General features: G+C 43.4%; 21 protein-coding genes. 10 read left to right on the forward strand and 11 right to left on the reverse strand.

The genetic code is table 11. The features are described from left to right. Positions 1-50: 50 nt before the first annotated feature. On the reverse strand, positions 51-215 hold the full coding sequence (locus R7E47_RS02560; protein WP_005375297.1) for a YqaE/Pmp3 family membrane protein: 165 nt from the start codon (positions 213-215) through the stop codon (positions 51-53). Between the two features lie 267 nt (positions 216-482). Between R7E47_RS02560 and R7E47_RS02565 the strand changes: the two genes are divergently transcribed. Continuing rightward, positions 483-2,300 carry a hybrid-cluster NAD(P)-dependent oxidoreductase gene (locus R7E47_RS02565; protein WP_318083688.1) on the forward strand — a complete coding sequence of 606 codons (1,818 nt, stop codon included), beginning with the start codon at positions 483-485 and terminating at the stop codon, positions 2,298-2,300. Positions 2,301-2,399: 99 nt separating this feature from the next. Here R7E47_RS02565 and nadE read toward each other — a convergent pair whose 3' ends face one another. Continuing rightward, complete coding sequence (gene nadE / locus R7E47_RS02570; RefSeq protein WP_158173194.1) at positions 2,400-3,230, reverse strand: ammonia-dependent NAD(+) synthetase; 831 nt, start codon at positions 3,228-3,230, stop codon at positions 2,400-2,402. A gap of 178 nt (positions 3,231-3,408) precedes the next feature. Between nadE and R7E47_RS02575 the strand changes: the two genes are divergently transcribed. After that, on the forward strand, positions 3,409-3,942 hold the full coding sequence (locus R7E47_RS02575) for a nicotinate-nicotinamide nucleotide adenylyltransferase (RefSeq protein ID WP_053307875.1): 534 nt from the start codon (positions 3,409-3,411) through the stop codon (positions 3,940-3,942). Between the two features lie 14 nt (positions 3,943-3,956). Next, entirely contained in the window at positions 3,957-4,439 is a 483-nt protein-coding gene (locus R7E47_RS02580) for a hypothetical protein (RefSeq protein WP_017635276.1), read from the forward strand. 127 nt (positions 4,440-4,566) lie between these two features. On the opposite strand, the gene R7E47_RS02585 is transcribed toward R7E47_RS02580, so the two are convergent. Then, positions 4,567-5,175 carry an AraC family transcriptional regulator gene (locus tag R7E47_RS02585; RefSeq protein ID WP_085569331.1) on the reverse strand — a complete coding sequence of 203 codons (609 nt, stop codon included), beginning with the start codon at positions 5,173-5,175 and terminating at the stop codon, positions 4,567-4,569. A gap of 191 nt (positions 5,176-5,366) precedes the next feature. Here R7E47_RS02585 and R7E47_RS02590 point away from each other — a divergent pair, with 191 nt between their 5' ends. Continuing rightward, entirely contained in the window at positions 5,367-6,476 is a 1,110-nt protein-coding gene (locus tag R7E47_RS02590; protein WP_005385027.1) for a 1-acyl-sn-glycerol-3-phosphate acyltransferase, read from the forward strand. Between the two features lie 73 nt (positions 6,477-6,549). On the opposite strand, the gene R7E47_RS02595 is transcribed toward R7E47_RS02590, so the two are convergent. Continuing rightward, a complete protein-coding gene (locus R7E47_RS02595; protein WP_158173193.1) occupies positions 6,550-7,149 on the reverse strand; it encodes a hypothetical protein in 600 nt (199 codons plus the stop codon). Between the two features lie 319 nt (positions 7,150-7,468). Between R7E47_RS02595 and R7E47_RS02600 the strand changes: the two genes are divergently transcribed. Next, positions 7,469-7,741, forward strand: a complete 273-nt coding sequence (locus R7E47_RS02600) for a YnjH family protein (RefSeq protein WP_005375306.1) — start codon at positions 7,469-7,471, stop codon at positions 7,739-7,741. A gap of 88 nt (positions 7,742-7,829) precedes the next feature. Here R7E47_RS02600 and R7E47_RS02605 read toward each other — a convergent pair whose 3' ends face one another. Then, positions 7,830-8,129: a YfcZ/YiiS family protein gene (locus tag R7E47_RS02605; RefSeq protein ID WP_005375307.1), complete on the reverse strand. Its 300-nt coding sequence runs from the start codon at positions 8,127-8,129 to the stop codon at positions 7,830-7,832. 607 nt (positions 8,130-8,736) lie between these two features. Here R7E47_RS02605 and R7E47_RS02610 point away from each other — a divergent pair. Further along, positions 8,737-9,198: a TetR/AcrR family transcriptional regulator gene (locus R7E47_RS02610; protein ID WP_005385033.1), complete on the forward strand. Its 462-nt coding sequence runs from the start codon at positions 8,737-8,739 to the stop codon at positions 9,196-9,198. A gap of 112 nt (positions 9,199-9,310) precedes the next feature. Here R7E47_RS02610 and R7E47_RS02615 read toward each other — a convergent pair whose 3' ends face one another. Genes R7E47_RS02615 through R7E47_RS02640 form a run of 6 tightly spaced genes read right to left on the reverse strand, consistent with a single transcriptional unit; the run spans position 9,311 to position 13,892 of the window. Continuing rightward, positions 9,311-10,093 (reverse strand): heme ABC transporter ATP-binding protein, encoded by a 783-nt coding sequence (locus R7E47_RS02615; RefSeq protein ID WP_005385036.1) that lies wholly within the window; start codon positions 10,091-10,093, stop codon positions 9,311-9,313. Further along, complete coding sequence (locus R7E47_RS02620) at positions 10,093-11,130, reverse strand: iron ABC transporter permease (RefSeq protein WP_318083689.1); 1,038 nt, start codon at positions 11,128-11,130, stop codon at positions 10,093-10,095. The genes R7E47_RS02615 and R7E47_RS02620 overlap by 1 nt, the downstream gene beginning before the upstream one ends. 9 nt (positions 11,131-11,139) lie before the next feature. Next, entirely contained in the window at positions 11,140-12,009 is an 870-nt protein-coding gene (locus R7E47_RS02625) for a hemin ABC transporter substrate-binding protein (protein WP_318083690.1), read from the reverse strand. Between the two features lie 28 nt (positions 12,010-12,037). Beyond that, positions 12,038-12,451, reverse strand: a complete 414-nt coding sequence (locus tag R7E47_RS02630) for an ExbD/TolR family protein (protein WP_005375322.1) — start codon at positions 12,449-12,451, stop codon at positions 12,038-12,040. Further along, positions 12,448-13,146, reverse strand: coding sequence for a MotA/TolQ/ExbB proton channel family protein (locus R7E47_RS02635; protein ID WP_005385044.1), 699 nt, complete (start codon positions 13,144-13,146; stop codon positions 12,448-12,450). Before R7E47_RS02635 ends, R7E47_RS02630 begins: the two co-directional genes overlap by 4 nt. After that, on the reverse strand, positions 13,146-13,892 hold the full coding sequence (locus R7E47_RS02640) for an energy transducer TonB (RefSeq protein WP_080773752.1): 747 nt from the start codon (positions 13,890-13,892) through the stop codon (positions 13,146-13,148). Before R7E47_RS02640 ends, R7E47_RS02635 begins: the two co-directional genes overlap by 1 nt. 160 nt (positions 13,893-14,052) lie before the next feature. Between R7E47_RS02640 and hutW the strand changes: the two genes are divergently transcribed. The 4 genes from hutW to R7E47_RS02660 all read left to right on the forward strand — a co-directional run bounded on the left by hutW (position 14,053) and on the right by R7E47_RS02660 (position 17,180). Continuing rightward, complete coding sequence (hutW, locus tag R7E47_RS02645) at positions 14,053-15,423, forward strand: heme anaerobic degradation radical SAM methyltransferase ChuW/HutW (protein ID WP_225455762.1); 1,371 nt, start codon at positions 14,053-14,055, stop codon at positions 15,421-15,423. Positions 15,424-15,455: 32 nt separating this feature from the next. Continuing rightward, on the forward strand, positions 15,456-15,959 hold the full coding sequence (hutX, locus tag R7E47_RS02650; RefSeq protein ID WP_158155408.1) for a heme utilization cystosolic carrier protein HutX: 504 nt from the start codon (positions 15,456-15,458) through the stop codon (positions 15,957-15,959). Positions 15,960-16,015: 56 nt separating this feature from the next. Then, entirely contained in the window at positions 16,016-16,546 is a 531-nt protein-coding gene (gene hutZ, locus R7E47_RS02655; protein WP_017635270.1) for a heme utilization protein HutZ, read from the forward strand. A 97-nt stretch (positions 16,547-16,643) separates the two neighbouring features. Beyond that, positions 16,644-17,180: an ATP:cob(I)alamin adenosyltransferase gene (locus R7E47_RS02660; protein WP_318083691.1), complete on the forward strand. Its 537-nt coding sequence runs from the start codon at positions 16,644-16,646 to the stop codon at positions 17,178-17,180. Positions 17,181-17,241: the final 61 nt, after the last annotated feature.

A 17,241-nucleotide genomic window follows, 5' to 3' on the forward strand; every position in this document is an offset into this window, starting at 1 on the left:
TCATATTTCATCCCATTTTTCAATTTTATAAAGAGTGAGAGTGTAAGTGGTTACTTCATTGTTAACCAAAGCGCATGGATCGTACCTGGTAGAAAGAAGAAACACGTCAATATTAGATTAATCAAAAAGTCTTTATTTAGACCTTTCTCCATAAACACCGCGACAGGCGGAAGAAAGATACATAACAAAATCAGAACCAGTTTTCTTGTATCCATAATTAAGCTCCAAATCGATAAATGGGAGTAGTGATAACTTGGGTGAATTATGTGTGTCGTATCACACTTTATCAAACGGTATTTGGTCAGAACGGTGTTAAAAAACGCGAATATTGAGTGTAGTAAATACTTGTCACTAAAACCAAATTTATAAGAATATGGTTTCGAGAAAGTTGAAATGGATGAAGAGGCAGCAGACTCTGCAACTTAATGTGATTTGAGTATACAATACCGCAACAAATAAAAAACACCCGTAGGAAGAAGGCTATGTCGCAACCCGTTTTATCCCAAATTAATGTTTTTCCGGTTAAGTCAGTTGGCGGATTATCGCTGTCGTCCGTATGGGTTGAGAAGCAAGGATTGAGCTTCGATCGTCGCTTTATGATTGCGAAAGCTGATGGCTCGATGATCACTGCGCGAAAGTATCCGCAAATGGTAACCATTAAGTCTGCCTTATTGTCCGATGGAGTGGTGTTTAGTAGTTTGGGTATGGAGCCACTTAAAGTCCGTTACCAAGATTTCAAAATGCAGGAGACACCTGCAACGGTTTGGAAAGATACGTTTACTGCCTATACCACGACAGATGATGCAGATGACTGGTTTAGTCGTGTGTTGGGGCAGCGCGTTGAGTTGTTGTTTAGTGGTGAGCAATCGAATCGTGTCCGTGAAAAGCTAGGTCAAAACGTCAGTTTTGCTGATGGTTATCCGGTTTTAGTGATCAGCCAAGCTTCACTTGATGAGCTGAACCGAAGAAGTTCAGAGCTACACTCAATGGATCAGTTTCGTACTAACTTAGTTGTCTCTGATACTAAGCCATTTGAAGAAGATTCATGGAAGCGCATACGAATTGGTGAGGTAGAGTTTGAGTCTCTCAAACCTTGCGAGCGCTGTATCCTGACTACGGTGAATACCCAAAGAGGCACATTCCGTGAGAGCAAAGAGCCGCTCAAAACCTTGCAACAGTTCCGTGCAAACGATGTCGGTGGTGTGTTCTTTGGCCAGAATCTTGTCGCGCGAAATGAAGGCATTATTCGTCAAGGCGATAAAGTTGAAGTATTGGAGTACAAAGAGCCGGAGTTTTACGCAGATAACTCGCCAGTGCGCATGAAGCTTACATGTGTTGAGCGTGAAGAAATTGCCCAAGACTTTGTGACCTTATGGTTAGAGCCAAACAAAGGTTCGTTGCCTAATTACTTGCCAGGACAACACCTGCCAATAGAGGTGAATATTGATGGTAAGAAAGTGGGTCGACGCTATACCTTATCATCCAGTCCTTCTCGCCCGGGTCGTTATGCTATTTCTGTAAAGCGTATCGCGGGTGGAAGAGTCTCTAACTCACTCTTAGACAACTTACAAGTCGGTGATGTTTTAGAGGCAGAACAACCTGACGGTCAGTTCCACCTTAAAACGCATGAAGCGCAGCCTCTGCTGTTACTCTCTGCGGGTAGCGGAGTAACACCAATGTTATCAATGGTGCGTTACTTAGCGGATCACAATCAGTTGGATAATGTGGTTTTCTACCATCAATGTCGCACCGAGAATGATATTCCTTGTCGCTCAGAGTTGGAGCAGTTAAAGCGTGAGCACCCAGGGCTAGAAGTAAAAGTCTGTTTAACGCAACCTGCTGTTGATTGGTTTGGTTTGAAAGGGCGTTTAAGTTTGTCACACATTAAGCAAATCAAAGATGTTGAACAGCGGCAGGTGTTTGTGTGTGGCCCGGATGGCTTTATGGATAAAGCAAAAAGTCTTCTACTAAGAAAAGGGCTGCCAGAGGAAAACTACCATCAAGAAGCGTTTGGAGTTTCTTCTCTTACGTCAAAGCCAGAGAAAAGTCTCGCTATTGACTTTAATGGAACTAAAGTCGTAGGCAACAACCAAAAAACATTGTTAGATCAGCTCGAAGATGCAGGGAAGGTTGTTAGTAATAGCTGTCGTGCTGGCTTATGCGGCGCGTGTAAGGTTCAGCTTACGTCGGGTCAAGTACATCATCCGGACGTGCCCGCGTTGACTGATGAGGAACGTGCAATGGGAATCGTATTGGCGTGTTGTGCTGTGCCAGAGACGGATGTAACAGTAACCAACTAGGCGAGAGCCCTTTTGTCCTTCGACAAAAACTGTTCCTAGACAAAAAACGCTGCTATTTTTAGCAGCGTTTTGAGTTTTAAAGAGAGCTGAAAATATCGCTTAGTCGTAAATCGTCGGGATTGGCTGGCGTTTGTGCTGCGTTGCTTTGTAAATCGCTACCAGACGGTCACTAACTTGCTGTGGAACAGGTTTGCCCTCTAAGAAGTCGTCGATTTGCTCGTAAGTTAGGCTTAGGGCATCTTCATCTGCTTTTTGTGGAGCAAGCTCTTCTAAGTCTGCTGTTGGCACTTTCTTCACTAGTTGCTCAGGTGCACCCAATGTAGCAGCCACTTCACGAACTTGGCGCTTACTTAATCCGAACAATGGTGCCATGTCACAAGCGCCATCACCAAATTTAGTGTAGAAACCAGTGATGTTTTCTGCTGAGTGATCAGTACCAAGAACAAGGCCGCCTACGTAGCCCGCGATCTCGTATTGAGCAACCATGCGAGCACGCGCTTTTACATTGCCTTTTACGAAGTCGACTTTTGCTGCATCAGTTGGTAGAAGAACTGTGCCTTCTAATGCAACGTGAGAAGCCGAATGAAGCCCGTCAACACCTGCTTTGATGTTCACCGATACAGAATGGGTTGGCTGGATAAAAGACAGAGCGAGCTGAGCCTCATCTTCATCTTTTTGCTCCCCATAAGGCAGGCGAACTGCGATAAATTGGTAGCTATTGTTGCCCGCTTCTTCGTTCAGCTGGTCTACAGCCAACTGAGCTAAACGACCACATGTCGTTGAGTCAACGCCACCGCTGATGCCAAGAACAAGAGACTTACAGCCCGCTTCTTGCAATTTACGCTTAATAAAAGCGACACGGCGTTCAATTTCAAAATGCGGATCAATTGAAGGGAGTACGCGCATTTCGTCACGGATGGATTGTTCCATTTAGGGTTCCTTTTCCTGCAAATATTTCAGACTCTAAAGCACATTTGCTCAAATGGTGATAAACCATACAGTTGAGGCTCATTAAACGCGACTTTAGGGTCAAAAGCTGTAAAGATTAGTAGTATCATACCGAAATCATCAGATTAGAAAACTCTCTTCAACCAGGTAATCACCGGATATGAAAAAAATCGCCATTTTTGGTAGTGCATTTAACCCACCTAGTTTAGGGCATAAAAGTGTTATTGAGTCTTTGAGCCACTTTGATCTTGTGCTACTTGAGCCAAGCATTGCACACGCTTGGGGCAAGAACATGCTTGATTACCCAACTCGGTGCAAAATGGTTGATGTGTTCATCAAGGATATGGGGCTTTCTAATGTTCAGCGTTCTGATGCAGAGCAAGCTTTATACCAACCTGGACAAAGTGTGACGACCTATGCGTTGTTAGAAAAAATTCAAGAAATCTACCCAACTGCCGATATAACTTTTGTCATTGGTCCTGATAATTTCTTCAAATTTGCTAAATTTAGTAGAGCTGAAGAGATTACGGAACGTTGGACTGTTATGGCATGTCCTGAAAAAGTAAAAGTCAGAAGCACAGATATTCGCAAAGCATTGGCCGAGGGTGAAGATATCGGCGCCTATACAACACCTTCCGTACGTGATTTATTACTTAGTAAAGGCTTATACAGAGAAACATTGTCTGGGAACTGAGAGGTCAGATTTTCATGGTCAGAGTCGTTTTATTTAGTGCATGTGCGCTGCTTGTGGTGACACAAGCTCATTCCGCGTGTAACTATTTTTCTGATCGTTCCGTGGTGTTTGAAGATAACACGCTTCCAATCTGTGAAGAAATTTTAGATTCCATCGGCGTGTTAAGTACTGAAGCATTGATTTGGTATGCAGCGGAAGCGAAGCTTGAAGGACCAACAGAAAACTATTGGGAGGAGTGGGCGATTAAGCCGGAAGACACCCCACTTCTAACTCAAAACTTAGAAAAGAATTACTTTGGTCTTGGTTTTTGGATGCCGGAAGAGCTCCGAGACGAAGAGAGTAAAATGGATACAGAAGAGTGGCTTCGTAGTCACGGGTTGATGTTCAGCGTTGGTTTTGGTGATAAATCCGACGGACAGCCAAGAATGCGGTTTGATTATCGTTGGCACGAATATTATGACGCTGACTGGATGATGCAGATAGAAGTACCTTTCTAGACACCTCAAGCAAATGAAAAAAGGGCGTACATTATCAATGTACGCCCTTTTTGTTTTTACTTGAATCTCTACTTTCTGTATCCGTAACTCTACGTAATGCTGAAAACGTAGCTTGTTAAAGAGCAAGTTATAGCGCTTCTCCAAAGACTAAAAAGCAAAGCTGTTCATATTCTTCGGTGTTACCAGCAAAAAGAGAGTCAACAATCTGCTCTTCCTTCTTCCCCGACAGTTTCATTTTTCTTGCTTCACGTAGTGTTAGTACCAAGCAAAGCTCTTTAGAAATATTCATGTCACAGCCAGGTGTCCACTGATTGATGGTTCTTGTTAATGTTGAGTGCGCTAGTTTAGGAGACAGCGTCAATACTTCATGCCTTAATACTGTCAGTAGATCGGTTTGCAGATCCGAGCGTTCGGCTGTTGTTGCTAGCTTCTCGACGAGCGCTTTTAGTAGCGGTGAAGGCTTCACAAAGCCCGCCTGTTGTGAGAAGTCGTCATTTAAACGCACAGAAAAATCACAACGATATACACGAGAATTAGGTAAAAAGGTGAGGGAGCTCAAACATCCTTGAGGAATCCAAAAATATTGGCCTGGTTCAATGGCATACTCCTGCTTACCCAATTTAATGACGGCTAACCCTTCGATCACAGACAATAGACTGTGCTTCAGTGCTTTTTTACGCGCAGCTACATCAAGAAAGGGGTATTTAGCGTCGTGAAATTCAATTGCGTAGTTCATTATGAGTACCAGTGTTTTTTGGCGCTAAGGGTAACGTTAAACCCATACGATTCCAACCTGCTGAGAGAATTTTTTAGCATGATAAATGGTGGCTTAACTGGTATGACCATGTTAAAAGTATGGGTTGAAATGCTGCTTGTCAGCAAAACTATGCGTAAAATGTGCCAGCTTTTTTTGATATGTAATGAACAATGACAGCCAATACCGATCCTTATATTGAAATTCGTCCTTACAACGACGAAGAAATTCCAGCAGCGCTGGATCGTCTAATCCAAGATGATGAATTTATCACTGCTATCCTAGAACATCGCTTTGCTAATAAAGCAGCGTGGTTCAAAACGCTAATGAGCCCGATCCTGCGCATCTACCTGAAAGCCAAGTGGAGCAAGCTTGATTCTGTCGAAGCAATTCAGATTGAAGTGAAGAAGTATCTGAAAGATACATTGAATAAGACAACGGATGGCGTCACTTTTTCTGGTTTGGATAAGCTGGATAAAAACACGTCATACCTATTCGTTTCTAACCACCGTGATATTGCGATGGACCCTGCGCTCGTAAACTATGGCTTGTACCAAAGTGGGCACCGTACAGTTCGTATAGCGATTGGCGATAACCTGCTGAAGAAGCCATGTGCGACAGAATTGATGCGACTCAATAAGAGCTTCATCGTTAAGCGCTCTGCTAAAGCGCCTAGAGAAATGATGAAAGCATTGGGACAACTGTCAAGCTATATCAAACATTCGCTTGATACTGGCAATTCAATTTGGATTGCCCAAAAGGAAGGCCGTGCTAAAGATGGAAACGACTTTACTGATCCTGCGATTTTAAAAATGTTCCATGTTGAAGGTCGTAAACAAAAGATCAGCTTTGGTGAGTACACGCGTTCTCTGAAAATCGTTCCTGTCTCGATTGCCTATGAAAATGATCCATGTGACATTGCCAAAGCAAAAGAGCTGTACGAAAAAGCAGAAAATGGCCGCTATGAAAAAGGCGAATTTGAAGATATCGAAAGCATCATTCAAGGTATCGTTGGCTATAAAGGCCGTGTACATGTTGCGTTTGGTGATGTGATTGAGCAAGAGTTTGAAACGCCGGAATCTCTTGCTGGTGAAATCGACCGCCAAATTCACAACAACTACAAGTTGTACCCAATCAACTTGTTAGCTGCTGGGCATGAAGATTCGAGCATCATTACGGAAGCGGTTAAGCGTCATCTCGCGGATAAGTTGGATCAGCTACCTGAAGGCGCAAGACCTTATTTGGTGGCGAGCTATGCTAATCCTGTGAATAACCAAGAGTAATCTTCGTCACTGAACTCGTTGATTCAGAATGCCTTAAAGCCTCGGTCTGCCGGGGCTTTTGTTTATCTGCTCTTTAAGGTGCGACGGCGCCAACAAGGGTTAAATTGCTGGGCCATTTTGTGATCCTGTTACCACCTAAATAGATATTCCCTTTCACCGTCATTGTGTCTGGAAATACTTTCAGCGCTGATCCTCCAATATAGAGATTACCATCAACCACCAATCCTTCAGGAAGATCAGAAATGGGAGTGCGAATAACACTTAGATCACCTTTTACTCGAAGTTTAGCTGGAAGCGATTTTAACGGTGTATCCGTCAGATTTAGGTAACCGCCTAGTTTGATACCTTTAGGCCAGTTTTCGATCTTACTACCTAGTAGGTTTGCATAGCCTTTTATCTTTGTTCCTGAGCGAATAAATTTGAGTGCGCTGTTAGTTGCTTCCAGACTGCCTTCAACATCAAGCCCTTTAGGCAAGGCTTTGATAGGGGTTTGTGAGATGTTTAAGTTGCCCTTTACCACTAGGCCAGAGGGTAGTTGGGTGTAAGGCTTGTTTCTAAGATCAAGATTGCCGTAATTATCGATGTGACCAAACTTAGAATAGTAATCTAGCTCATATGCCAAAGGAGACGAGCAGAGCAGGATTGAAGTAAGGCATAGGGAAACAAAACGCATAGTCAAAGATTTAGTTAAATACCGAGATCAACAGGTACTTATCTTATACTTAAATAAACCTATTATGCATTTTTTGCTTACAGTTTTTGATTCATAACTTAAATATTCAAATTAGAGATGCACGCTAAAAGTGTGCGCTTCTTTACTGCGCTAAGTAACTTCAAGCTTACTAAAATGAGATAAATTAAATGATTGAATGTGAAGCAGACCCAAGTGTAGAGGTGAGAAAAATATCAGTAGATATTTGAATAATATGAGATTCTTCCAAGAACTTCACAAGGGTCCTTGTTAGTATTATTGAGGTTTGAGGGAGATTTTCATGAAGTTAAAAAGTGTATCTATTTTTACCGCTGGTGTTTTTGCAGTACTGCTGTCGGGTTCCGTTTTTGCTAAATCATACAGTACACCAGAAAACAAAGCGCTAATAGTTGCTGACGGTAAGGTAGGTCAGCGTATCTGTTACTACGATGATAAAGCCTACACCACAGGGGCCGTGATTAATGTTGAAGGCGTATTACTGATGTGTACCGCTGAGAACGATTTTGAAACCAATGGCTCGTTAAAGTGGGTCGTGTTCAAAAAAGATAAATAAACGCGCCGAAGTTGTCTGTTTCATTTAGAGCGGTTTAAGATTAAGAGATTGGAAAAATAAAAAGCGAGCATCATGCTCGCTTTTTTCATTAACGCGCGAGTGAGCGAGTTTTTAATTCAAAGATAAGTTTTTCAGCACTTACTTCAAATTTGAATCGAGCTGTCGCTTGGTTCGATTCTTCGGTTATTTCTGAAACATTGTATTCAACATCAGCACATACTGATTTAGCGAGCTCGATGTATTTTTGTAGTTCAGACTCTAGCTCTGTTTTTGTCTGTGCGAAAACCGTTACGTCGGCAACTTCGTCACCTTCTTTGATGATAAAGCCTATCTCGCCAGCACAGCCGCAGGCCTCACATACTTGGTTTTTTTCTAATTCGACACTCATAACGAATCCTCTTGTAAATACTAAGGGTATTCTATCAGGTATTTGATCTGTATCTACAAAAATGACGACTTTTGCGTAAAAAAGGAACAGAATAGGCACTTGTTAAGTAAGGGTTAAAGATTGGATTACTAAATCATCAAGAACGTTAATGTGATATATATCAACATTTAAAATCAATTAACGAACATAGTGACGAGATTTTGCTCAGTCCAGTTGAACTAATGGTTAATTTATAAGACTATTTCTTGATTGATTATTTTTAATAATTATCATTCTTGGTCTTTGAATAGTTTCGATGAATAATTGGCGCAAGGTTTTGATGAGACTAACTTTTCGCCTTATTTTGAGTAGCATGTATTGACAAAAACATAACTGAAAATTACACATTACGCAGTGTAAAGACGTTATGGTTTGGAACTCGACATGATATTAAATAGTCGCAATACATATACCCAAAGCGCTTTCAAGTGCAGCGCTTAGCAACCTGATTTCTAGGTTTTCGCTAATCGAACCGCATCGGCGAGCCGGGTATAATGCTAAGAATGATTTCATTCTGGCCTCATTTAATAGTGAGTTAGATGGATTTACAAAGAGAAGAGCTTAAAATATGCCAAAGCGTAGTAAAGAAGATACCGAAATCACTATCCAAAAGATCATGGATGCCGTTATTGATCAGCTACTCAGATTAGGTTACGACAAAATGTCGTACACGACGCTAAGCCAGCAGACAGGTATATCGCGTACCGGTATTAGCCATCACTTCCCTAAGAAAACGGACTTCACCGCCGCACTGGATGGCCGTATCTTTAAAATGTTTATTGAACACTTAGAGTTTGATAAAGGATTAAATGCATTTTCACAAAGTTGGATTAAAGCGCTGGAAGATGCTGAGTTCCTCGCGATTTTACGACTGCTATTCCATCACATTGTCACCGCTGAAAATGCGCAAGAATTTGCTGCTAATGGTATTGACCGCTTATACAAAATGGTTGAAAGCCAGTTTGGTGCGGGTGGTGACAAAGAGCTTGAGTGGTTGATTGGTCGTTCATTGATCCAAATGAGCAAGTAATAGCCTTTAAAGCAACAAATTCTGCCAATATAAAAGCAAAGGCCCGCAACTCTCATATTGCGGGCCTTTGTCGTATCAAAGTGTTTTCGAGACGGCTTAGAGGAGATACGCTTTATGCTGCGGCATGCACTTGAGGGAAGTCTAGCGTCGGATGTTTTGTCACAATAGAGCGATAGCCATAAACTTGCTCAATGCGCTCTGACGTTAGTGCATTCCATGGCGTGTCATCACAAACTAGTTTCCCGTTATGCAAGAGTACAAGGCGGTCTGCGTACTGAGAGGCTAGATTCAAGTCATGTAACACCACAACCACCGCAGCGTTCTGTGCTTTTGCCGTTTCACGAGCAATTTTTAACGTGTTGTGTTGATGGGCGAGATCCAACGCTGAGGTAGGTTCATCAAGCATTAAGATTCGTTTTTCGCCAGATTGATGTAGTTGTGTCATCACTCGTGCTAGATGCAGTCGTTGCTTTTCTCCACCAGATAAAGACGGGTACAGGCTTTCTGCTAAATGCAATACGTCGGTTTGTTCCATGTAATGTAAAGCCAGTTTAGTGGTTTCTTTATTGGATAGTGATAGCGGTATTGCCCCCAGCTCTACTACTTCTCTGGCTAGAAATGGGAAGGTTAAGGTGCTGTGCTGCGGGAGCATTGCAATATGTTTGGCGCTTTTTTCAGGCTCCCAATCATGCTTTTGTTTACCGAAGTAGGTGATGTGATGATTCGAAGAGATCTCACCGCATAGAAGCTTGAGCAAAGTACTTTTACCTGCGCCATTGGGGCCGAGTAGGGCGGTCACTTCACCAGCTCGGATATCAATGTTGATGTCATCGAGCACCACACGGTTGCCATACGTCATCGAAATGTTTTTCCCCGATAAAACGATCTGGTTCATTACAAAATCTTCCCTTTTTGCTGGAACAATAAGTAGATGAAAAAGGGCGCGCCAATCAATGCGGTCACGATTCCAACTGGTAATTCAGCTGGTGCCACGGCAACACGAGCAAACATATCTGCGGCAGTAAGAAGCAGTGCTCCCATTAAGGCAGATATTGGTAATAGCGTTCGATGGTCAGGCCCAGCGAGCATGCGCCCTAAGTGTGGAATCACGAGCCCAATAAAGCCAATTGCACCACTGATGCTCACCGTAATACCAACACCCAGTGCAGAAAGTAAAATAAGCTGACGTTTGAGTTTTTGAACCGGAACTCCTAAGTGTCTTGCTTCTGATTCCCCTAACAACAGAGCATTCAGCGCCATCGACTTCTTCTGAAACCAGAGCAATAGGATGATGAGTGTTACAGCAGATAGAGCAATCCCTGACCAATTTGCACCAGCTAATGAGCCCATCGACCAAAGCGTCAAGTCTCGCAGCATCTGATCATCTGCGATAAAGTTCATGTAGCCAATCGCAGCACCCGAGAGCGCGCTGATGGCAACGCCGGCTAACAACATAATTGTAACTGAGGTACCAAACTTACTTGTGCCGAGTTTATAAACGAGAATAGTCGTTAGTGCACCGCCAAGGAAAGCAAAAAGAGGCAGAGCCGCTAAGTTCATTAGTTGCGGATAGTTTTGGCTAAATTCAGCAAATACAACAATAGCGAATGCACCACCAAGAGCAGCGCCAGCAGACACACCAATGATACCAGGCTCGGCTAATGGGTTACGGAACAAGCCCTGCATAACCACACCACAAATTGCCAAAATGGCGCCGATGAACATACACAAAATGGTGCGAGGCAATCGGATTTCGTTAATGACCAACTGAATGTGAGGAGCGAGATCAGAACTGCCTCCCGTTAGGCTACGCAAACTGTCAGCAAAGCTAATGTTCATTGGGCCAACGGTAATAGAGGCGATAGCAATAAATGCTAAAAATCCACTAAGCACTGATAACGTCGTTGAAAGGGGGATGCGTCTTAACAACATGTCATGTCTCTATGGGTAAAGCAGTGCATTCAAGCGTTTAGCTTCTGCAAGGCTTTTAAGGCCCAAACCACCTACCAGAGCATGGCCATCAATCGTTATGATGTCTTTGTTCTTTCCAGCGGGTGTTGCAGCAAGAAGCGGCATTGCTTTTAAAATTGCATCGGCACCACCCAACGTTTCATAGCTGCGACCACTAACAAGAATCACGTCAGGCTGCATCTCTACCATCGCTTCTGTGGATAGAGGCTTGTAAGACGAGAGTTGTGTAGCGGCTGGGTTTTGTCCGCCGGCGAGTTGAATAATTGCATCGGGTGTTGTTTGTGAGCCCGCAACATTTGCAGGTCGCCCTTCATGGATCAGCAGAAAGAGCACTTTCTTTTTCTTCGCTTGATCAGGTTGGTTTGCATTGAGTGCTTGTACTTGCGCCTGGACATCTTGCTTTAAGCTTTCAGCTTGAGCTTTGCGATCCATAAGGTTCGCAATTTGATCAATACGTTGATAAAGGCCCTCGACATTTGCATCAGTATTAACGATTTCTACATCTACGCCAGCCGATTTCAATTGGTTCAATGTTGTTTTCGGCCCCATCTCATCAGAACCAATGACTTTTGTCGGACGTAAGGCGAGCAACCCCTCCGCTGAAAGACGACGATGGTAGCCCACTTTAGGCAGTTCCATTTCTTTTGGTAATTGACTGGTGACGTCGATAGCAACCAAGCTATCTTTAGCGTCGAGTTCAAGCAAGAGTTCAGTGACGGCGCTGCCTGCGCTAACAATGCGCTCTGAGGATGGCGTTTCATTGGCAAAAAGTTGACTACTCGCAAGTAGGGAAATAGCTGCCGTGACAACAGCATGAATAGTGATGCGTGTGTTCTTCATTTTGAAAGGATCTCTATCTTACTTATTTTTATGATGGCTCTTCAGTGAGTAACTGAGTTGCTTGAATTCCGTTTTCTTGTAAAAAGCCGAGAAGTTGTACTAGCGACTGAATATTCGCGGTTTTTTCTGCTCCAATTACAATCGGTTTATCGCTTGACTTACTCTCTTCTAACAGCGCGAGGGTAAAGTTGTCCCAATCGATATATGTCTTGCCGTTAATAGCCCAGTAAGGCTCGTCTTTAAGAATATTTACCGTGATGGATTGCTTATCGACATCTGCAACAGCCTGAGATTCTGTGCTCGGTAAATTGACGTCTAATGAATCGAGTTTGACCGCTGCGGTTAACATCAGGAAAACCATGACGATAAAAATAATGTCTAACAGCGGTGTTAAATCGGGGGTTAAACCGTTACGACTATTTTCTTGTGGTGTTTTAATCATTGAGTTGCAGCCTCAATCTTCTCAGAAGAGCGCAGTGTTACTTTTGAGTGGTCTGGCGAGACATGCTGTAACGAGATACCTTCAAGCCATAAGTTGACGTAGTTTAAAGTGTGCTCAAGCTTGGCGATTACACGATCCGCCCACAAACCAATGATCTGCGCTCCTGAAATGGCAGGAAGTGCGATAATGAGACCCGCGGCAGTGGTGCGCATAGCAAGACCTAGGCCGTCAGCCAAATCATTCGGAGTGATATTCCCCGTTGAAACCGCGATGCCTTTAAACATGTCAATTAAGCCAAGTACCGTACCAAGCAAGCCAATTAAAGGGCTGATGACGCCAATCAGCGTCAGCAAACGAAGGCCGGAATGCAGCTGATGGCGTTTTTCTTGCAGCCAAATACCTGCGGCATCCTCTCTTAAAGATTTCGAGAAAGAATGATGAGCAAGCAACATCGCAACACCACGGTACAGAAGCGGCCGCTTATTCGACAACTCTTCAGCAAGTGCTTCAAGCTCGCTCCCATTTGTTGGGTCTAATCCTGTGAGCTTTTGGCGAATGGCTCGCTTTCCTACACCAAGGCTAATTAACACATGGAATAATCGCTCGGCGATGATCATCACCGTTAGAGCTGAGCAAATGATCAAAGGCCATGTCATCAGCCCAAATTGAGTTTGTAATTCTTGTAGTTGTTCCATTATCCATCCAACTTAAAACGAACAGGTACTTGTACTCGGTGAGCGACTTTTAGCCCACCTGAAATATGTGGTGTAAATTGCCACTGTTTGATCGCACGAAGTGCTGAGGCATCTAGCGACTCTGTGCCGGAAGACTCAATCAAAACCTGTTTAATCTGGTTACCATTCTCATCTAGCCATATCTCATACAAGGCTACACCCTCAATACCGCGTCTTTGTGCAGATCTTGGGTAACGGGGTTGTGTTGGTTGACTCACAAACGTTGGTTTGTCGACCAAGACAGGCTGAGACGTTGCCCCTTTGGATTGGCTCGCAGGTGCGGATTGTTGAGCTACCGTCTCTTTCTTCACTGGTTCCGTTTTTTTCTTTGGTTTCGCTTCGGGCTGAACCTTTTGCTTTGTTACGGTTTTGGTGGGCTCGACCGCTTTAGGTTTAGATTGTTTAACCGGTTCAGGTTTTTTCTCTACTACCTTCTTCTTAACAGCGTCTTTCTTGACGACCTGTTTTTTTACAATTTTCTTTTCTGGTTCAGGTTGGTCTTGAGGCTGCTGCTCTTTTGATGGCGCTACATTTTCTGGTGTAGATTTTTCGACAGCGGGAGGAGCAGACACAAGATTTAGACTTACCGAACTTGCTGGGTTTCCAGCCGGCATCGCGAACACCTTTGTCTCTTGAGAAACAAAAAGAAGTGCGGCATGGATGACAAGGGAAGCACCTCCTGCAATGACATATCTTTGTACGTTCACGGAATATCTCGGGAAACTATGAAAACTTGGGAAGATTATTACTTACAATGGAAATAAGATCAATTATCAATTGCATTATCATTACGCTCAAATTATGATTCTTGCAGAATTTTTAAGATCAGCTTCCATCCCTTACATGATGGGAGTTAAGCGAGTATATATGAGCGTCGATATCGATAAGCTTGATGAATCAGTGTTGGGCAGTGATAGTCCTGATCCATTGCGATTTGCTTTTGTTAAGAAGCATTCTGCACATGCCGGGGGAGCGAGCGTACCTGTGCCCTCGTCTCAACAACAGGCGATTTTTTCGAGTATTACGGCTAACTCAATTAAAGCGACCAATAAGCGCTGTCTTTATATTCATGTTCCGTTTTGTCGCGTTCGTTGCACTTTTTGTAACTTCTTTCAAAATGCTGCAAGTCGCACACTGGTTGATGAGTACTTTGAAGCATTAATGCAGGAGCTTAGAGAGAAAGCGGCATTACCTTGGACACAAAATGGTATTTTTCACGCCGTATATATCGGGGGCGGAACGCCAACGGATTTATCTCCAATACAGGTTCGTGTGTTAGGCCAGGCTATCCGAGACCACTTTCCTTTGGCCGCAGACTGCGAAATCACCTTAGAAGGTCGCATCAATCGTTTTTCTGATGAGTTGTATCAAGGCGCTTTAGACGGTGGGTTTAATCGTTTCTCTTTTGGTGTGCAAAGTTTTAATACACAAGTGCGCCGCAGCGCAAAACGTTTAGATGATAGGGAAGATGTCCTCAAACGAGTGAGCGAGATCGCCAAAGAAGACAAAATTCCGGTCATTATCGATTTACTCTATGGCTTACCTTATCAAACCAAAGAAGTGTTAGAGCAAGATTTAAATGATTTCCTCTCGACTGGCGCACACGGACTGGATTTGTATCAGTTAGTGGTTGGCGGGTCAGCTCCCATGCTCAACCTCGTAGAAAAGGGAAAAATCCCGCCACCTGCGACCACACCAGAAAAAGCGGGAATGTATGAGCTCGGTGTGAACTTTATGGCCAAACACCATATGAAGCAACTGAGTGTGAACCATTGGGCAATCGATAACCGCGAGCGTAGTTTATACAATAGTTTAGCCAAGACTTATGCAGAGGTATTGCCAATTGGCTGTGGTGCTGGAGGTAATATCGGTGGCTACGGGATGATGCAACACCGCACACTAGAGACCTATATTAAAGCGGTCAAAGAAGGTCAAAGCACCATCGCGATGATGATGAAGCAAAGCCCTCTAGAACCACTTTTTTCTGCACTCAAATCTGCGTTTGACCGTGGCATTGTTCAAGCAAATCAACTTCCATCATTTATGGGAGAGGACGCGTTCGGGTTTTTATTGCCTCTATTTAAAGTGTGGCAAGCGAAAGGCTTAGTACAACTACATGAACGTAGCGCAATCCTTACTCTTGCAGGCAGCTTCTGGGCAGTGTCACTGGCTCAAAGTTGTATTCAGGTACTCACGTCAGAGATGCACGAAACCGTACCGAAAGCATCCAATAATTAATGAAAACAAATTGAACAAAAACGGAAGACACAATGGAATCAATCAAGCAACAAGTTGAAGTATTACTAGAGCAAGAAGCACAATTATTGCCAGCTGCGATGGCAGAGCGTCTTGGCATTTCCGAGTTTGAGGTTGTTGCGGCTCTACCTCAGGAAATGGTGGCTATTGCACCAGGAGAGCAAGCGCAAAGCATCTTAGAAAGTTTGGTTGGTTTTGGCCCGGTGACGACCATCGTCCACTCTTTTGGTTCTATCTTTGAAGTTAAAGCGCCGTTTCCAAAAGGAAAAGTGGCGCGTGGCTATTACAATTTAATGGGTAGAGAAGGTGAACTGCACGGCCACCTTAAATTAGATAACGTTAAAAATGTCGCATTAGTCAGTAAACCGTTTATGGGTAGAGAGAGTCACTATTTTGGTTTTTTCTCAGAGTGCGGAAGCAATATTTTCAAGATTTATTTAGGCCGTAACGAAAAGCGCGAGTTGATTGAAGAGCAAGTCACCGCATTTCGCGCCCTACAAGCCGAATTAAAAAAGTAATCACAAACATAATCGAGGCTTAACTCGAATACTAATTAGTAAAGTCAGGTATCAATATGGATCAACAAGTTAAACAAGAGCGTTTGCAAGGTCGTTTAGGGCCAGAGATCAAAGAGTTCCGTCAGGAGCGTCGTACACTTCAGCTTGCAACTGTCGATGCAGAAGGTCGCCCGAATGTAAGCTACGCGCCTTATGTCCAAAACCAGGAAGGTTATTTCGTTCTCATTTCTAAAATCGCTCGTCATGCCCGTAACCTTTTAGAAAATCCAAATGTTTCATTGATGATGATCGAAGATGAAGAGTCTTCAAAGCAGCTGTTTGCTCGTAAGCGCTTAACTTTTGATGCGGTAGCAAATGTAGTTGAGCGAGACACAGAGATGTGGCAACAAGTTGTTGAACAAATGAAAGAGCGTTTTGGTGAGATTATTGATGGTCTAAGCCAGCTAGAGGATTTCGTTTTGTTTAACTTAAAGCCAGAATCGGGGCTATTTGTTAAAGGTTTTGGTCAGGCGTATCAAGTGTCTGGTGATGATTTAGTAGATTTTGTTCACCTTCAAGAAGGTCACAAGAAAGTCGAAAGTGCCTGATTGTAAACCGATCATATGAATGTCGATCATTTGGCATAATGAACGTTTAAAGGGAGTTAGGTTATACTGACTCCCTTTTTTATATTGGAACAAAAGCATGAAACCTGTAAGAAAGGAATTGAGCGAGATTTGCTATCCGTTTATTTACGAGGACAGTCCGGTTTGTGACTTTGAAATTACAGCAGATGAACTTTGTAGTCGTATTGGCCTTGTTCTCGCTATGGAGTTGGACGAGTTTAGCCGCGATATACTGACAAGAATGCAGCCTAATGTTTATCATCTAAATGGTTCGGTTCGCGGAAAATTAGCGATTACAGAGACGGAAGTTGAAGAGTTAAAGGCTGATTATGCTTTGCTCAAGCAACGTATTGATGGCGGCTTCAAAGGCTTTGTTCTACCCGGAGGGCTCCCGGCAGCCAGTCAATTGCATTTGTGCCGTTGCCAAGCTAAAAAAACGGTACGAGCATTAGTTGCCGTTGAACATACAGGTAAGAAGCAGCCCGCACCTATTTTGTTTCGTTACGCGAACTTATTAGCGAATGTACTTTACAGCCTAGCTTCTTATATTAATCATGCTCACCAAGTCAAAGAGACGGAATTCGTTTCTCGTAGTTACGCGATGCCAAAGAAGTGAGCTGAGAAATTAGCGGATGTGAGCATCAGGGATAGGACAAGTACTGCATTATATTCTCAAA

The sequence above is a fragment of the Vibrio sp. Vb1026 genome (genome assembly GCF_033338745.1).
Lineage (GTDB): Bacteria > Pseudomonadota > Gammaproteobacteria > Enterobacterales > Vibrionaceae > Vibrio > Vibrio alginolyticus.

What these genes read in the sequence shown, in the direction of transcription:
- hutX (WP_158155408.1), top strand. Translation starts at nt 15,456, where the DNA reads ATGGAATCAATCAAGCAACAAGTTGAAGTATTACTAGAGCAAGAAGCA.
- hutW (WP_225455762.1), top strand. Translation starts at nt 14,053, where the DNA reads ATGAGCGTCGATATCGATAAGCTTGATGAATCAGTGTTGGGCAGTGAT.
- R7E47_RS02625 (WP_318083690.1), bottom strand. Translation starts at nt 12,009, where the DNA reads ATGAAGAACACACGCATCACTATTCATGCTGTTGTCACGGCAGCTATT.
- R7E47_RS02610 (WP_005385033.1), top strand. Translation starts at nt 8,737, where the DNA reads ATGCCAAAGCGTAGTAAAGAAGATACCGAAATCACTATCCAAAAGATC.
- R7E47_RS02565 (WP_318083688.1), top strand. Translation starts at nt 483, where the DNA reads ATGTCGCAACCCGTTTTATCCCAAATTAATGTTTTTCCGGTTAAGTCA.
- R7E47_RS02590 (WP_005385027.1), top strand. Translation starts at nt 5,367, where the DNA reads ATGACAGCCAATACCGATCCTTATATTGAAATTCGTCCTTACAACGAC.
- nadE (WP_158173194.1), bottom strand. Translation starts at nt 3,230, where the DNA reads ATGGAACAATCCATCCGTGACGAAATGCGCGTACTCCCTTCAATTGAT.
- R7E47_RS02630 (WP_005375322.1), bottom strand. Translation starts at nt 12,451, where the DNA reads ATGATTAAAACACCACAAGAAAATAGTCGTAACGGTTTAACCCCCGAT.
- R7E47_RS02635 (WP_005385044.1), bottom strand. Translation starts at nt 13,146, where the DNA reads ATGGAACAACTACAAGAATTACAAACTCAATTTGGGCTGATGACATGG.
- R7E47_RS02605 (WP_005375307.1), bottom strand. Translation starts at nt 8,129, where the DNA reads ATGAGTGTCGAATTAGAAAAAAACCAAGTATGTGAGGCCTGCGGCTGT.
- R7E47_RS02560 (WP_005375297.1), bottom strand. Translation starts at nt 215, where the DNA reads ATGGATACAAGAAAACTGGTTCTGATTTTGTTATGTATCTTTCTTCCG.
- R7E47_RS02595 (WP_158173193.1), bottom strand. Translation starts at nt 7,149, where the DNA reads ATGCGTTTTGTTTCCCTATGCCTTACTTCAATCCTGCTCTGCTCGTCT.
- R7E47_RS02620 (WP_318083689.1), bottom strand. Translation starts at nt 11,130, where the DNA reads ATGTTGTTAAGACGCATCCCCCTTTCAACGACGTTATCAGTGCTTAGT.
- R7E47_RS02615 (WP_005385036.1), bottom strand. Translation starts at nt 10,093, where the DNA reads ATGAACCAGATCGTTTTATCGGGGAAAAACATTTCGATGACGTATGGC.
- R7E47_RS02580 (WP_017635276.1), top strand. Translation starts at nt 3,957, where the DNA reads ATGGTCAGAGTCGTTTTATTTAGTGCATGTGCGCTGCTTGTGGTGACA.
- R7E47_RS02660 (WP_318083691.1), top strand. Translation starts at nt 16,644, where the DNA reads ATGAAACCTGTAAGAAAGGAATTGAGCGAGATTTGCTATCCGTTTATT.
- hutZ (WP_017635270.1), top strand. Translation starts at nt 16,016, where the DNA reads ATGGATCAACAAGTTAAACAAGAGCGTTTGCAAGGTCGTTTAGGGCCA.
- R7E47_RS02585 (WP_085569331.1), bottom strand. Translation starts at nt 5,175, where the DNA reads ATGAACTACGCAATTGAATTTCACGACGCTAAATACCCCTTTCTTGAT.
- R7E47_RS02600 (WP_005375306.1), top strand. Translation starts at nt 7,469, where the DNA reads ATGAAGTTAAAAAGTGTATCTATTTTTACCGCTGGTGTTTTTGCAGTA.
- R7E47_RS02575 (WP_053307875.1), top strand. Translation starts at nt 3,409, where the DNA reads ATGAAAAAAATCGCCATTTTTGGTAGTGCATTTAACCCACCTAGTTTA.